Origin of the sequence: Streptomyces sp. NPDC020299 (assembly GCF_044387825.1) — a bacterium.
GTDB lineage: Bacteria > Actinomycetota > Actinomycetes > Streptomycetales > Streptomycetaceae > Streptomyces.
In genome coordinates this window covers 329,271-344,577 of sequence record NZ_JBIRWL010000007.1, presented here as the reverse complement: position 1 = coordinate 344,577, position 15,307 = coordinate 329,271, and the positions used below count along the sequence as shown (strand labels likewise).

Here is a 15,307-nt window from a genome sequence, read left to right as displayed (position 1 = left end):
TGAAGGCGCCGTCCGCCGCCCAGCTCACCAGCCGATTACCGGACGGGTGTGAACTCCACCGGCAAAGTACGCAGTCCACGCATGATGAGCCCCCCACGCCACCGCAAATCGGCTGGTTCCACCGCGAGTCGGAGGTCGGGTAGACGGGTGAGGAGGGTCGCGAGCGCGGTCTGGCCCTCCAGCCGGGCTAGCGGGGCGCCGAGGCAGTAGTGGATGCCGTGGCCGTAACCGAGGTGCTGATTGTCACGCCGTCCGAGGTCGAGGACGTCCGGGTCGGCGAACCTCTCGGGGTCCCGGTCCGCGGCGGCCAGTACGACGAGGACGGGGTCGCCGGGTGCGATGTCCTGCCCGCCGACGGTGAGCGGCCGGGTGGCGAACCGCCAGGTGGCGAGCTCCACCGGGCCGTCGTAGCGCAGGAGTTCCTCGACGCCCATCTCCAGCAGGTCCCGTTCGCCGCGCGCGAGGGAGTCCTGGAGCCGCTGCCGCTGCCCGGGGTGGGTGAGAAGGGCGTACGTGCCGTTGCCGATGAGATTGACCGTCGTCTCGAACCCCGCGAACAAAAGGATGAACGCCATGGCGGCGGCCTCGTTCTCGGTGAGGTGCTCGCCGTGGTCGGAGGCGCGGATGAGAGCGGAGATGAGGTCCTCTCCGGGAGCCGGTTCGGCCGGGAGCGCCTCGCGCTTCCTGTGGATCAGCTCGGCGAGGTAGCCCCGCATCTTCTTCACCGAACGCGCGACCCCGCCGCGCGGGCCTCCGCCGTGCCGGATCATCATCCCCGCCCAGTCCCGGAAGTCGTCCTGGTCCTCGCGCGGGACGCCGAGCATGTCGCAGATGGCGTAGATGGGGAGCGGGAAGGCGAACTCGTGGATGAGATCGGCGGAGCCCTTCGCGGCGAACCCGTCGATGAGACGGTCCGTCAGCTCCTGCACCCGCGAGGCGAACTCGGCGACGCGGCGAGGCGTGAACGCCTTGCTGACCAGCCGGCGCAGCCGGGTGTGGTCCGGCGGGTCGATGTTGAGCAGATGCGTCATCAGCTCGGCCTTGCGCTCCCCCGGGATCCCCGTCTTGCCCTTGGCGTGCGCGGGCTCGTCGTGGTGCGCCGGGTTCTTCGACAGCCGCGGGTCGGCCAGCGCCTGTTTGGCGTCGGCGTACCGGGTGACCAGCCAGGCCTCCACCCCGCTGGGCAACTTCGTCCGCCGCACGGGCGCGTGCTCCCGGAGCCAGGCGTAGGCCGGGTAGGGGTCGCTCGCGAACTCCCAGGTGAAGAGGTCGGGGGCGGGCGCGTCGGGGACTGCCTGAAGGTGGGGCTGGGGATGGGGATGGGGCTGGTTGGTCACCCCTTGACGGTATCCGGGTTTCCGGCGCGCGCCCCGGGGGCTACGGCTGTCCGCCGGACAGGCCCTGCCCCGCCACGCCCTCAGCGGCCCGTATCGCGTCCCGGTAGGCCCGGGCCGCCGCTCTCAGGGCCGCCTCCGGGTCGACGCCGTCCGCCTCGGCCCGGGTCGCGAGGGCCAGCAGGTCGTAGCCGATGCCCTCGCCCTGGGGCAGGGGCACGTCCAGGCCCGCGGTGCGTACCCGGGAGGAGAGCTTCGCGGCGAGGGCGAGGCCGGGCTGGCCGAGGGGGATGCCCTCCGTCACGGAGGTGCGCTGCTTCTCGACCGCCTTGGTCCGCAGCCAGTGCTCCTTGACCTCCTCGGGGGTCTCTGCCGTCGCGTCGCCGAAGACGTGCGGGTGGCGGTGGATGAGCTTGGCGACGATGCCGCCGGCCACGTCGTCGACGGAGAACGGGGCGTCGGCGTCCTCCTCGGCTATGCGGGCGTGGAAGACGACCTGGAGCAGGACGTCGCCCAGTTCCTCCCGCAGTTCCTCGCGGTCGCCGGCCTCGATCGCCTCGACGAGTTCGTACGCCTCCTCGATTCCGTACTTCGCCAGGCCTTCGTGGGTCTGCCGGGAGGACCAGGGGCACTCGGCGCGGATCCGGTCCATGACCTGGACGAGGTCGAGGAGGCGGGCGCCGGGCAGGTCGTAGGAGGCGGGGAGCAGTTCCAGCTCCGGCATGGAAACCCTGCCGGTGCCGGCGAGGCGGGCCAGGCCGTCCGTGAGGGCCGGCTCGCCCTCGCCCGTCGCCACGACCACGACCGTGTGCCCGCCGGCGCAGGCGTCGACGAGTTCCTGGGCGGTCGGAGCGGCCTCGTCGACGCGTATCCCGGCCTCGCGCAGATAGGGCAGCTGCGGATGGGTGCCGTCCGCGCACAGCACCCGGTCGGCCGCGCGCAGCGCCTGCCAGGCGGGCCAGGACAGCAGGCCGGGCGCGACACGGTGGCTGGTGGTGAGCAGGACGATCCGGCCGGGGGCGGCGTCCGGGCCCGGTACCTGCGCGTCTTCGAGGCTGGTGGTGTTCACGCCTCGAACGTAACGCACACCCGTCGGCGGGCTCGCGCGTTGTCCACAGGGTGGGGGCAACAGTGGGATCGTATGACCGGACTCGGACCCGCCAGGCCTACGCCGTCTCCTGCGCCCCGCTCGCCGTGACCTCCCGTACCCACGGCGTCTTCGTGTCGACCCGGCTGCTCTTCTGCACGTCCCAGGTGCCGTAGCGCGGGTTGAGGTCGACGTGGAGTTCCTTGGACGCGGTGGACAGGGCCTTCCAGAACGCGGGCTGGGTGGTGTCCGTGCCGAGCTGGGTGGCGAGCTTCTGCGCTTCGAGCTGGAGGCGCAGGTTGTCGTCGAGACGTGCGGGCGCGATGCCGTACTTCTGCAGCCAGGTCGTCTCCAGCCCCTTCGCCCCGCCCGCCTGCTGCTCCAGGCCGGTGCGCATCTGCTGGATCTCCTTGCGGCTGACCGTGATGCCCTGGTCCTGCGCGGCGCGGTGCAGCACCCGGTCGAGGACCATGTTGTGCAGGGTGTCACGGGTGAGACTGCTGGTGGAGGCCAGGACCTGCTGGTATTGCGCCTCGTCGGGCACCGCGGCGTGCTGCGCCCGGCGCACCTCGTTCACCCGGCTCTCCAGCTGGGCGACGGTGATCCGATGGCCGCCGACGACGGCCGCCGCGCCAGGATGCGCATCGTTTCCGCAGGCGGTGAGCAGGGGGGCCGCGGCGGCGATCGCGGCGGACAGGACGAGCGCGGTGCGACGGCGGCGGTGCAAGGAAACCTCCAGGGGAGATTGTGCGGCGGTGCACAAAGTCTTGCGGTGATCGATGGTAGGCAGTGGGCAAGCTCTGGCCAACCCATTGGACCAACGATTCGCGCGCGCTTCGGGCACCGCCGCGTGCCCCCGGGGGTGCGGGACGGTGCCGGTCAGCCGGTGATGGCCACCGGAGCGTCCCACGCGTCACGGTCGACGGTGATCGTGACGCCGCCGTGCGTCTCCTTGCTGTTGACCATGTACTGGTGGGCGCGGCTGTGGTTCGTGAACTGGGTGGAGCCCCACGGCCAGTCCGCGGTCGTGGTGTTCTGCTTGTCCCACAGCGCGTACCAGAGGTTGCCGGGCAGGTCCGTCTTGTCCGCGGCGGTCGCGATGGCCTTGGCGCTGGAGCTGGTGAAGCCGTAGTAGCCGGTGCGGTACGTCTTGGCGTGCAGGCCCTTGTCGAAGGCGCGGACATACGTCAGCACGGCGTCGTTGCACGACTTGTTCGTGGTGTCGTACGCCTCCATGTCCAGGTAGACCGGGCTGCCCGCCTTCATGCCGAGCGCGGAGGCCTTGGCCACGGCGTCGGAGGCGTCGGAGGCGCCGAGGGAGGCGGCGGTGGCGGCGGTCAGCTTCTCCGGGTTGGAGCCGGACTGGCAGGGCGGCTGGGCGCCGACGTAGAGCGGGATCAGCTTCCAGCCGAGGCCGCTGACGTACTTGACCCAGGAGGCGGTCAGGTTGGGCTGGCCGCAGCCGCGGTTCTTGCCGCCCACGTAGACGGCGGCGGCGCCGTAGAACCCGGTGTGCCAGGCCTTCATCGCGGACTGGGAGGGCGCGGCGCAGGTGTCGAAGGCGCGGCCGGTGTACGTCTTCTGCGCGGGCCAGGTGGTGGCGGCCATGGAGGTCTGCGCGGCGATGCCCGCTCCGGCCACGACGGCGGCACCGGCGACGGCCCACGTGATGTATCTGCGCTTCTTGGAATGCCGATGGCTGGACATGGAAGACCCCACCCTTGTAGTGCTGCGTGGCGAAAACTGTGTGCCGGGAACTGTGTGCCGGGAACTGCGTGGCAAAAGCGGACGGCAACTTATCCCGCGCCGCCCCTGTGTTCGGGAAACTCCGCCCCAGGAAGGCCACAAGTATCTCCCGGGGAACGGCAAAGACTAGCCACGGACCTGGCCCAGCCACTGCAGGGTCCGCCTGATCTCGGCGGCCAGCGGGTGCCCGGGGCCGTGCACCCGCTCCACGTCCAGCACGAGGCGCGCGAGCGTGTCGTGGGCGGCGGGCCGGTCGCCGAGCGCGAGCAGCAGGTGGCCGATGCGGCGGCGGACGTCGTGGGCGAGCTGCGGGTCGCCGGAGACGTACTGGTTCTCGTAGTACGGCAGCAGCGCCCGGTATTCGGCCAGGGCCGCCGCGGGTTCGCCGAGCTGTTCCAGGCACTGGGCGGCGTCGTAGCGGAAGCGCAGGGACTGCGGGTCGGCCTGGCCTGCCTCGGTGGCGCGTTCGTCGGCGAGGCGGCGCAGTTCGGGCAGCGCGCGCCGGTACTGGCCGTCGTCCATGAGCGTGGCCGCGTACTGCTTGCGCAGGGTGCGGACCACCGGGGAGTGCTCGCCGTGCTGTTCGGCCGCGGCGGGCAGGATCGCGCCCAGGATGTCCACCGCCTGCGTGATGCGGCCCTCGCCGAGCAGGCGCTTGACCTCGTCGACGGCGGCGGCGACATCGGGCTTCTCGGCCACGGACGGGGTGGGCGCGACGGGGGCGGGCTGGGGCGCGGGCGTGCGGGCGCGGTCCGGCCACGGAGCGTGCGGGCGCAGGAAGGGGCGTGTCGGGTCGAGCGGGGCTCCGGTGGGTGTCCCGCGCGCGGGCAGGAGCAGCGCGAGATGCTCGTACACCTCCTGCGTGGAGGCGGGCCGGTGCTGCGGGTCCTTGGCCAGCAGCCGCAGGACCAGCGCTTCGAGGGCTTCGGGGACCTCGGGGCGGAGCCGGCGCACGGGCAGCGGCGGCTCGTACAGGTGCCGGTGGAGCACGCCGAGCGCCGTGGAGCCCGCGAACGGGACGTTTCCGCTGAGCAGTTCGTGCAGCAGCACACCGAGCGCGTACAGGTCGGTGTACGGGCCGACCGCGCCGCCCATCGCCTGCTCGGGCGCCATGTAGGCGGGCGAGCCGATGGGTGTGCCGGTGTGTGTGAGGCGGGTGGTGTCGGCGTCCATGACGGAGGCCACGCCGAGGTCGAGGACGGTGACCGTGCCGTCCTGCTTCACCATCACGTTGCGCGGCTTGAGGTCGCGGTGCACGATCGGCACGGCGTGTACGGCGCTCAGCACGGCGCACAGCTGCGCGGCGACCGCGACCGCCCACTGCCACGGGTACGGGTCGTGCTCGGCGAGGTGGTCGGAGAGGTCGGCGCCGTCGACGTACTGCATGACGAGGAACAGTTCCTCGCCCTCACTGCCCGCGTCGTGCACGGTGACCAGCCCCGGGTGGTCGACCTGCGCGGTCACCCGGCACTCGCGCAGGAACCGGCGGCGCAGCTCGTCGGCCTCCTGCCCGGCCACCTTGTCGGGGCGCAGCAGCTTCACCGCCACGCGCCGGTCGAGCCGCCGGTCGTACGCGGTCCACACCTGGCCCATGCCGCCCTGTCCGATGAGCGTGGACAGCTCATAGCGGCCGGCGACGACGCGTCCTTGCGCCACGGTCACCTGCCGCCCTCGTGGTTGCCGTCGTGGTTGCGCAGGTAGTCACTGAGTTCGTCCAGCTCCGCGCGCACCTGGTCGATACGTGCGGGCGCCGGGCGCTGGGGCGGCGGCGGGGTGGATATCGGCGGCTGGGGCAGCGGCGTGTGCGGCATCGGGGGCGGGGTGTGCGGGGTCTGCGGCACGCTCGGCACGGGCGTCGCGGTGAACGGCGACGGCGGCTGCGCATAGCCGTACGCCGGCGCCATGGCCAGCTGCGCGGTGTAGGCCTGCTGGAGCCGGTGGAAGTGGCGGATGTCGGCGGCGAGGTAGTACGCGATCGCGGCCACCAGGGTGCCGAGCAGCAGGAAGACGCCCAGGTAGCCGCCGACGGTGTGGACCTCGTCCCCGCCTTCGTTGCCCAGCAGCACGAGGCTGAGGATGTCGGCGGCGACCACCGCCACGAACAGGCCCCAGTCCAGCGACTTGCGCGTCACGGCGGCCAGGCGCAACAGCATCGCCGAGGTCAGCAGGCCGATGCTGAAGATCGCGATCACCACGAACAGCACCCGCAGGAAGACCAGCCACCCGATATGGGGCGGCTGCTTCACCGGCTGTGCGTAGCCGCGGCCTTGCATGGCTGCTCCTGTTGCCTGATGGCGTGTGGTTGTCGCTTCGAGCGTATAGGCCGACACGGACAAGCGGTCCCGGGTTGTACCGAACCGTTGTCGTGCTGATCACTTTGCTCCACGATCACCTCAACCGGGCGCCACCGTTCCGTCTGTCAGGCCGTCGTACATCCCGCGCACGAGCTGCTCGCCGAGCCGGCCCGCGTGTCTGAGCGCCCGCTCGAACTCGTCGAGGGCCCTGAAGCGGCCGCCGTAGCGCCGTTGTTCGTCGAGCGGCAGCCGGGGCAGCTGGAGCCGGCGCACGTCGAGGCGGGTGGCGGTGGACGCGTAGCTGCTGGCCTGGCGGTTGTTGGCGGTGCCGCGCAGGAACCCGGCGAGGAACCACGGGTCGAGCGCGCCGGGATCGGGGCGCAGGAGCACGAGGTTGCGCCCCAGCGCGGCGCCCGCCGTGGTGTCGTCGATCACGCGTGCCACCGACCCGCCGCCGAGCACCGGGACGACGACGTCGCCCGGTTCGGTCAGCACGGCCTCCTCGTCGCTCTCGGGGAGTGTCCCCGAGGGTGCGGTGCCGGCGAGGACGTCGTGGTCGGTGAGGACGGGCACGCGCGTGTGGCCGCCGCTTCCGCCCGTGCGCATCACCAGGGCGCCCCCGCGTGCGAGTTCGCCGACGGTGGTCAGCGGCCAGCGGGCGGGCCGCGCGAAGTCGGCCGCGGGCGGGGTGAGGTCGGCGGTCAGGCGCAGGGTCTCGCCGAGGCGTTCGCGCACGGCCGTGAGCTGCTGTGCGCCGTCGGCCGCGACGGGCGGCGGGAGATGGCGGGCGGGGGCGAGGTCCACGTCGTCGTCGAGGAGTTCGATGACCGGCACCGGGCGGGCCAGCCCCGGCCGTTCCTCGCACCCTCCCTCCCGCTCGAAGGCACGCCAGGCGTCGAGGACGGCGTCCCGCACGGCCTGCCAGTCGGGCCCGCCGCGCCCCTCGCCGGCGAACCGTCCGGTGTCCGCCAGCAGCACCTGGGGCTGCGCGGGCGTACGGTCCGGGCGGCGCAGCACCCACAGGTGCAGGGGGATGTTGTACGGCGGCGCCGCGCCCACCGGCAGCGCGACGACGGCGCGCAGCGCGCCCCGGCGCAGCAGGTCGGCGCGGATACGGCGGCCGGAGCGGCGGGAGGCGGCGGCGGGCGGCATCAGCAGTACGGCGGTGCCGCCGTCCCGGAGCCGGGCGAGCGCGTGCTGCACCCAGGCCAGCTCGGATTCGGTGCGCGCCGGGAAGCCGTACTCCCAGCGGGGGTCGTAGGCGAGTTCGTCGTGTCCCCAGTTGCGTTCGTTGAACGGCGGATGGCACAGGACGGCGTCGGCGCGCAGATCGGGGTAGGCCTCCGCGCGGAGGGTGTCGCCGACGGCGGCGCGCACCGTCACGCGCGCGTGCAGCGCGCTGCGCAGCGCGGTGAGCGCGGCGAGTTCGGGGGCGCTGTCCTGGGCGTACAGCTCCTGGCCGGGGCGGGTCTCGACGGCGCGCAGGAGGGCGCCGGTGCCGCAGGCCGGGTCGAGCACGGTGCGGGCGGGGCCGGCCAGCTCGGCCATGAACCGGGCGAGTTCGGCGGGGGTGAGGGTGTACTGGCGGGGGTTGGCGTCCAGGTGCCGTCCCAGCAGGAACTCGAAGGTCTGCCGTGCGCCCAGCTCGGCGGCGAGCTCGGCGGCGCCGCGCAGGAGGGGGGCGGAGGGGAGCAGTTCGGGGCCGGCGGGGATGTGAACGGCTGGGGCGCTGTTCACAGGTGGCGTGGTGTTCACATCGGGTGGGGTGTGAACGGCGGGTGCGGTGCGCGCCGAGCCCGGGGTGTTCACAGCGGCCGTCGCGCCGGTGTCCCGGCGTTTGTGAACGCGGCGGTCACGTGTCACGCCGAAGCACGGTACGAGTACCTGCTCCAGCACGTCGGGCAGCATCGCGGCCAGGCGTGCGTCGGAGCCGGCGCTCACGTCCAGCCAGACGGTGGGGCGTTCGTGGATGAGCAGCAGGACGCAGCCGGCGTGCACCAGCGCGGTGACCGGTCCTTCGGGATGTCCGGCGAGCTGTTGCCAGACGCGTTCCCGCAGCGGGACCTCGGCGAGTTTGCCCTGCTTGCGCAGCCAGGCCTCGACCTCGGCGAGGGCGAAGGAGGGGCTGGTCTCGGTGCCGCCGACGGGCTTGGGGAAGTCGGCGTGCCGGCGGCGCCAGTTGCTCACGGCGGCGCGGCCGACGCCGGCCAGCCGTGCGATTCCGGCGGCGGTCACCTCTGTCGCGTTGTCCTGCACCCGCCCCGCTCCCCTCGTCCATGTGTGAGCCGAGCATAGCGGCGTACACATGATCCACGCATTCACGACCGTGTACCTAATCTTCTCTGTGAACCGTGTTGACTCGGTTCACAAGCTCTGCTCTTATTGACCCAGCGAACGAGCGATTGCCGGACGGAGGCGGTCGCCGCGTCGGGGAGGGGATTGTTATGGGCATGAAGGGCAAGGTCGCGCTGGGCGCTGTCGTGGGGATCGTCGTCATCGGCGTCGTGTCGGCGAACGCCGGCGGCGACGACAAGGACGGCGGTTCCGGCAGCGACAGCAAGGGATCCTCCGCCTCCGCCCAGCACAAGCCCGGCAGCAAGAAGGACTCGGGCGGCTCGGAAGCCGCCGCGAAGAAGGCCGCGTTCGAGGGGGACGGCGACTTCCAGGTCGGCAAGGACGTCAAGCCCGGCACCTACCGCACCACCGGGAACACCGACGACATGTGCTACTGGGAGCGGGCCAAGGACGCCTCGGGCGAGACGGACTCGCTGCTGGCCAACGACAACGTCACCGGCACCAGTTACGTCACCATCAAGGCCACCGACAAGCTGTTCAAGTCCAGCGGCTGCAAGGACTGGGAGGCGGTCGACACGAAGGCGAAGGGTTCACCCGCCTCGACGGCGGACGGCGACGGCGGCATGTTCAAGGTGGGCACCGACCTCGCCCCGGGGACGTACAAGTCCACCGGCAACGCCGACGACTCCTGCTACTGGGAGCGCACCAAGGACGCCGAGCAGGGCCTCGACTCCATCATCGCCAACAACAACGTGACCGGCACGGCCGTCGTCACCATCAAGGCCACCGACGCCTACTTCAAGACCACCGGCTGCGGGGACTGGAAGAAGTCCGGCTGAACCGGCCGCCACCGGGTAGCACACCACGACGGCACAGGGGCGCGGCGGCCGGCCACCCGCCGCCCCGCGCCCGCTCAGCATCACCCACCATCTCTCACCAAGGAATTTCCATGCGTCGCACCGCACTTGCCGCCCTCTGCCTCGCCGCCGCGACCACCGTCGGGCTCACCGGCTGCACGCCGGGGCAGGACAAGGCGGACAACAAGCCCGCGAACAGCAAGTCGAAGGAACCGTTCGCCGGGCTCTCCGGTGGCGAGATCGCCGACCGGGCGATGAAGGCCACCACCGGAGCCTCGTCGCTGCGGATGAAGGGCGATGTCGCCGACGGCACCGACGGCACCATCCGGATCGACATGGCCCTGAACAAGAAGGGCGAGTGCGCCGGCACGATGAGCATGGGCGGCCAGGGCAAGGCCGAGCTGACCAAGACCGGCGACACCGTCTACATGAAGTACGACGAGGCGTTCCTGCGCGCCCAGAGCAAGGGCGAGTCCAAGTCGGACACCGACGCGGCCGTGGCGATGCTGGCCGGCAAGTGGACCAAGATGGCCGCCAAGGGGCAGGACGCCAAGGACATCGCGAGCTTCTGCGACCTGGACTCGGTGCTCGGCGGCGCCGAGGACGGCAACTCGGACGCCGCCCGTGGCAAGACGACCACCGTCGACGGCACACCCGCGATCGTGCTGCACGAGAAGGACGGCAAGGACCGCTACACCATCTACGTCGCCACCCAGGGCAAGCCGTATGTGCTGCGGGTCGACGGCTCGTCCGCCAAGGAGCCGATGAACCTGGACTTCAGCGACTTCGACCAGCCGGTGCCGGCGAAGAAGCCCACCGGCAAGATCATCGACCTGGACGCACTGGGCGGCTGAGCCCGGCTCAGCCCGCGTGGAACCGTGCCGGTGCCTCCGTCGGATTGCCACCGGCCGGGAGTTTCTGGCCGGGGCAGGTCCTGAGCGTCTTCTCCATCGCGGTCTTCTCGGCGGCGGTGACCCACAGCCCGTACTTCTTCTTCACCGCCACCTGGGCGGCGACGTAGGGGCAGCGGTAGGTCTTGTTCGGCGGGAGCCAGGTGGCCGTGTCGCCGTCGCCCTTGCCGCGGTTGGTGCTCGCGTCGACGGCTATGAGGTTGAGGGGATCGTTGGCCAGGGCTATGCGCTTGCTGGGGTCCCAGTACTTGGCGCCCTTCTGCCAGGCGTCCGAGAGGGCGACGACGTGGTCGATGTCGACCTGGCTGCGACCGCGCCGGTAGGTGACGTCCTTGCCGGAGTAGGGGTCGGGGTCGAGCTGCCCGTAGGACACCTTGCAGGTGCCGCCGGTGAACTTCACCTCCTTCAGGTCGCGCTTGAGGATGTCGTCGCGGGTGTCGCAGGAGTTGGAGTCCGTGTCGGCCCAGGCCGTGCCGAACCGCTCCCGGGAGTAACCGGTCTTAGGCGCCCGGCCCTTGACGGTCAGTGACTGGGCGGCCGTGAGGGCCGCTCCCCCGCCCCCGGTCGGTGCGGGCCCGGAAGAGCCCCCGGCCCGCTGGTCCTTGCACCCGGCCACGGCGATCACGACGACAGCGGCAACGACCGCCCCGCCCCTCAGACGCGTCACGTGCGTCCCCCTTCGCCTCCCCTTGTTCCGCCCGCGCACGGACGGACCCGCTCCTGGTCCCACCGTATCGGCCGGGGAATCCGAAGCCGAGAGCGCCCGGGGGAGGACGGCAGGCACGTGAAGCGCGTGAACGTCCCGGCCCCTCCGCCCTGATACCCCCTTTTCCTCAGACCTTGCCGATGCCGAGCGTGGATTCCGACGGCAGCAGGCCCGAGGAGAGCACCGCGACCCAGTAGTCGCCGAGCAGGTCGGCCAGGCGGTCGGTGGCGGACGCGCCGAGTATCCGCCAGGGGGCGGCGGCGAGTTCGTCGGTGTGCTGCTCGATACTGTGGCGCAGGGCGCGGCCCGCCTGAGTGGCCGTGCCGTCGGCGTCCACCAGGCCGCGGGCGGTCAGGCGCTCACGTGCGGCCGTCCATTGCTGCGCTCACGACCCCAGGATCGAGGCCAGGAACTCCCCGACCCACCCCAGCAGTTCCCGGCCGACCAGTGGCTTGCCGCCCACCTTCGCGGTCTTGGGGCGGGGCACCAGCACCTGGTGGGCGGCCGGCTTGATGACCGTCCCCGGGTACAGCCGCTTGACCCGCAGTTCCTGCGACTCCCGCAACTCCACGGGGGCGAAGCGGATGTTGTTGCCCTGGAGCACGACCTCGCCGACGCCGCACGCGCGCGCGAGCATCCGCAGCCCGGCCACCAGCAGCAGGTTCTCTACCGGCTCGGGCAGCTTGCCGTACCGGTCGACGAGTTCCTCCCGTACCGCCTTGATGTCCTCCTCGGAGTTGGCGGAGGCGATGGCCCGGTAGGCCTGCAGCCGCAGCCGCTCGCCCGGCGCGTAGTCGTGCGGGACGTGCGCGTCGACGGGCAGTTCGATCTTGACCTCGAGCGGCGGCTCCTCCTGGATCTCGCCGGTCTCCAGCTGCCGCCGGTAGTCCGCGACGGCCTCGCCGACCATGCGGACGTACAGGTCGAAGCCGACGCCGGCGATGTGTCCGGACTGTTCGCCGCCGAGGAGGTTTCCGGCGCCGCGGATCTCCAGGTCCTTCATGGCGACGTACATGCCGGCGCCCATCTCGGTGTGCTGGGCGATGGTCGCGAGCCGCTCGTGCGCGGTCTCCGTCAGGGGCTTCTCCGGCGGGTACAGGAAGTACGCGTACCCGCGCTCGCGCCCACGGCCGACACGGCCGCGCAGCTGGTGCAGCTGGGAGAGGCCGAAGTTGTCCCCTCGTTCGACGATCAGGGTGTTGGCGTTGGAGATGTCGATGCCGGACTCGACGATGGTGGTCGAGACGAGCACGTCGAACTTCTTCTCCCAGAAGTCGACGACGACCTGCTCCAGCGCCGACTCCGACATCTGGCCGTGCGCGGTGGCGATGCGCGCCTCGGGGACGATCTCGCGGAGCCTGGCGGCGGCCCGGTCGATGGACTCGACCCGGTTGTGGATGTAGAAGACCTGGCCCTCGCGCAGCAGTTCACGGCGGATGGCCGCGCCGATCTGCTTCTCCTCGTACGGGCCGACGAAGGTGAGCACCGGGTGCCGCTCCTCCGGCGGGGTGGTGATCGTCGACATCTCGCGGATGCCGGTGACCGCCATCTCCAGGGTGCGCGGGATGGGCGTGGCCGACATGGTCAGCACGTCCACGTTCGCGCGCAGCTTCTTCAGCTGCTCCTTGTGCTCGACGCCGAAGCGCTGTTCCTCGTCGACGATGACCAGGCCGAGGTCCTTGAACTTGGTCTCCGAGGAGAACAGCCGGTGGGTGCCGATGACGACGTCGACCGCGCCCTCGCGCAGCCCCTCCAGGACGGCCTTGGCCTCGGTGTCGGTCTGGAAGCGGCTGAGCGCCTTCACGCTGACCGGGAACTGGCCGTAACGCTCGGAGAACGTCCCGAAGTGCTGCTGCACCAGCAGCGTGGTGGGCACCAGGACCGCGACCTGCTTGCCGTCCTGGACGGCCTTGAAGGCGGCTCGGACCGCGATCTCCGTCTTGCCGTAACCGACGTCGCCGCAGATCAGCCGGTCCATGGGGACCGACTTCTCCATGTCCTCCTTGACCTCGGCGATGGTGGTGAGCTGGTCGGGGGTCTCGGCGTACGGGAAGGCGTCCTCGAGTTCGCGCTGCCAGGGGCTGTCCGCGCCGAAGGCGTGCCCGGGGGCGGCCATGCGCGCGCTGTACAGCTTGATCAGGTCGGCGGCGATCTCCTTGACCGCCTTCTTCGCGCGGGCCTTGGTCTTCGTCCAGTCGGCGCCGCCGAGCCGGTGCAGCGTGGGGGCCTCGCCGCCGACGTACTTGGTGATCTGCTCCAGCTGGTCGGTGGGGATGTACAGGCGGTCGCCGGGCTGGCCGCGCTTGGCGGGGGCGTACTCGACGACCAGGTACTCGCGGGTGGCGCCCTGGACGGTGCGCTGCACCATCTCGATGTAGCGGCCGACGCCGTGCTGCTCGTGGACGATGTAGTCGCCGGTCTCCAGGGTGAGCGGGTCGATCGTCTTGCGGCGGCGGGCGGGCATGCGGGCGCCGTCCCGGCCGGCCGCCTTCTGGCCGGTGAGGTCGGTCTCCGTCAGGACGGCGAGTCCGAGCGCCGGGTCGACGAAGCCGTAGTCGATGGAGCCGCAGGCGACGTGCACGACGGAGGGGGTGAGCTCGCCGAGGTCACCCGTCCTCGTATCGGACACGGCCAGGCGGGCGGGGATGCCCTCGCCGCCGAGCACCTCCACCGTGCGGGCGGCCGGGCCGTGGCCCTCGGTGACGAAGACGGTGCGCCAGCCGTCGGCGAGCCAGCCCTTGGTGTCGGCCAGTGCCCTCGCCGTGTCGCCGCGGTAGGTCTCGGGCGCGTGCATGCCCAGCTTGAGGGTGTCGGCGTCCAGGGTCTCGTCGGCCGCGAACGGCGAGACCGACCACCACATCATGTCCAGCTCGCGCGCGCGGTCGCGGACGTCCGCGATGGACCACAGGGAGGCCGCGCCGACGTCGATGGGCGCCTCCCCGCCGCCCGCGGTGGCCGCCCAGGAGGCCTGGAGGAACTCCTGGCTGGTGGCGACGAGATCGGCGGCACGCGTGCGTACCCGCTCCGGGTCGCACACGACGGCCATGGCGCCCTTGGGCAGCACGTCGAGCAGCAGCTCCATGTCGTCGACCAGGACCGGGGCCAGGGACTCCATGCCCTCGACCGCGATGCCCTCGGCGATCTTGCCGAGCAGCTCGCCCAGCTCCGGGTGCTGTTCGGCGAGGGCACGCGCGCGCGTGCGGACGTCTTCCGTCAGCAGGAGTTCACGGCACGGCGCCGCCCACAGGCCGTGCTCGGCGACCTCGAGCGACCGCTGGTCGGCGACCTTGAAGTAGCGGATCTCCTCGACGTCGTCGCCCCAGAACTCGACGCGCAGGGGGTGTTCCTCGGTGGGCGGGAACACATCGAGGATGCCGCCGCGCACGGCGAACTCGCCGCGTTTCTCCACCAGCTCCACGCGCGCGTACGCGGCCGCAGCGAGGGCTTCCACGACCGCGTTCAGATCGGCGGTCTGCCCGGTCCGCAGGGCCACCGGCTCGAGGTCGCCGAGGCCCTTGACCTGCGGCTGGAGCACGGACCGTACGGGGGCGACGACGACGGAGACCGGGCCGGTCTCGGGGTCGTCGGGGCGGGGGTGGGCCAGGCGGCGCAGGACGGCGAGACGGCGGCCGACGGTGTCGCTGCGCGGGCTGAGCCGCTCGTGGGGCAGCGTCTCCCAGGAGGGGTACTCCACGACACCCTCGGGGGGCAGCAGCGTGCGCAGGGCGGCGGCCAGGTCCTCGGCCTCCCGTCCCGTGGCCGTGACCGCCAGCACCGGGCGGCCGGCGTCGCGGGCCAGGGCGGCGACCGTGAAGGGGCGGGCCGCCGGAGGGCCGACGAGGTCGACGTGCATGCGGTTGCCGTCGGCGGACGCCTTGATCGCTTCGGCGAGGGCGGGGTCCTTGACTACGGCGTCGAGCAGACCGTGCAGGCTCATTCGGGGGCGGCTTTCGTCCGGGGCGGGCAACACGACGGGCCCGACACGCATGGCGGGCCGGGGGTTCCCAGGGTACGACGCCGGGGGGGCTGTCACCCGGGGGAGTGAACGCGATGGCCCGGGCGAGGGATGGGGAGCTA

11 protein-coding genes and 1 pseudogene are annotated in these 15,307 nt (G+C 71.8%); 2 read left to right on the top strand and 10 right to left on the bottom strand.

What is annotated here, in order from left to right; translation table 11 throughout:
- Nucleotides 1–35: 35 nt before the first annotated feature.
- From ACH45E_RS20570 to ACH45E_RS20540, 7 genes are all read right to left on the bottom strand, one after another.
- Nucleotides 36–1,337, bottom strand: coding sequence for a cytochrome P450 (locus ACH45E_RS20570; RefSeq protein WP_361443543.1), 1,302 nt, complete (start codon nucleotides 1,335–1,337; stop codon nucleotides 36–38).
- A 40-nt stretch (nucleotides 1,338–1,377) separates the two neighbouring features.
- Nucleotides 1,378–2,403, bottom strand: coding sequence for a nucleoside triphosphate pyrophosphohydrolase (locus ACH45E_RS20565; RefSeq protein WP_361443540.1), 1,026 nt, complete (start codon nucleotides 2,401–2,403; stop codon nucleotides 1,378–1,380).
- 97 nt (nucleotides 2,404–2,500) lie between these two features.
- Nucleotides 2,501–3,148, bottom strand: a complete 648-nt coding sequence (locus tag ACH45E_RS20560) for a SurA N-terminal domain-containing protein (RefSeq protein WP_361443537.1) — start codon at nucleotides 3,146–3,148, stop codon at nucleotides 2,501–2,503.
- A gap of 152 nt (nucleotides 3,149–3,300) precedes the next feature.
- On the bottom strand, nucleotides 3,301–4,128 hold the full coding sequence (locus tag ACH45E_RS20555) for a glycoside hydrolase domain-containing protein (protein WP_361443534.1): 828 nt from the start codon (nucleotides 4,126–4,128) through the stop codon (nucleotides 3,301–3,303).
- 165 nt (nucleotides 4,129–4,293) lie between these two features.
- Complete coding sequence (locus ACH45E_RS20550) at nucleotides 4,294–5,787, bottom strand: serine/threonine-protein kinase (RefSeq protein WP_361443840.1); 1,494 nt, start codon at nucleotides 5,785–5,787, stop codon at nucleotides 4,294–4,296.
- A gap of 38 nt (nucleotides 5,788–5,825) precedes the next feature.
- Nucleotides 5,826–6,440, bottom strand: a complete 615-nt coding sequence (locus ACH45E_RS20545; protein ID WP_361443531.1) for a hypothetical protein — start codon at nucleotides 6,438–6,440, stop codon at nucleotides 5,826–5,828.
- A 120-nt stretch (nucleotides 6,441–6,560) separates the two neighbouring features.
- Nucleotides 6,561–8,717, bottom strand: a complete 2,157-nt coding sequence (locus ACH45E_RS20540) for an N-6 DNA methylase (protein ID WP_361443528.1) — start codon at nucleotides 8,715–8,717, stop codon at nucleotides 6,561–6,563.
- A 188-nt stretch (nucleotides 8,718–8,905) separates the two neighbouring features.
- Here ACH45E_RS20540 and ACH45E_RS20535 point away from each other — a divergent pair, with 188 nt between their 5' ends.
- The gene (locus ACH45E_RS20535) at nucleotides 8,906–9,595 is read left to right on the top strand and encodes a hypothetical protein (RefSeq protein WP_361443525.1); all 690 of its coding nucleotides are present in this window, start codon (nucleotides 8,906–8,908) and stop codon (nucleotides 9,593–9,595) included.
- A gap of 110 nt (nucleotides 9,596–9,705) precedes the next feature.
- Complete coding sequence (locus ACH45E_RS20530; RefSeq protein ID WP_361443522.1) at nucleotides 9,706–10,467, top strand: hypothetical protein; 762 nt, start codon at nucleotides 9,706–9,708, stop codon at nucleotides 10,465–10,467.
- Nucleotides 10,468–10,474: 7 nt separating this feature from the next.
- Here the strand turns inward: ACH45E_RS20530 and ACH45E_RS20525 are convergent, their stop codons facing one another.
- The 3 genes and pseudogenes from ACH45E_RS20525 to mfd form a co-directional block, all read right to left on the bottom strand.
- A complete protein-coding gene (locus ACH45E_RS20525) occupies nucleotides 10,475–11,191 on the bottom strand; it encodes an HNH endonuclease family protein (RefSeq protein WP_361443519.1) in 717 nt (238 codons plus the stop codon).
- 166 nt (nucleotides 11,192–11,357) lie between these two features.
- Nucleotides 11,358–11,612, bottom strand: a pseudogene (locus tag ACH45E_RS20520) (hypothetical protein); the annotation flags it as partial.
- Between the two features lie 3 nt (nucleotides 11,613–11,615).
- Entirely contained in the window at nucleotides 11,616–15,167 is a 3,552-nt protein-coding gene (gene mfd, locus ACH45E_RS20515; protein WP_361443516.1) for a transcription-repair coupling factor, read from the bottom strand.
- Nucleotides 15,168–15,307: the final 140 nt, after the last annotated feature.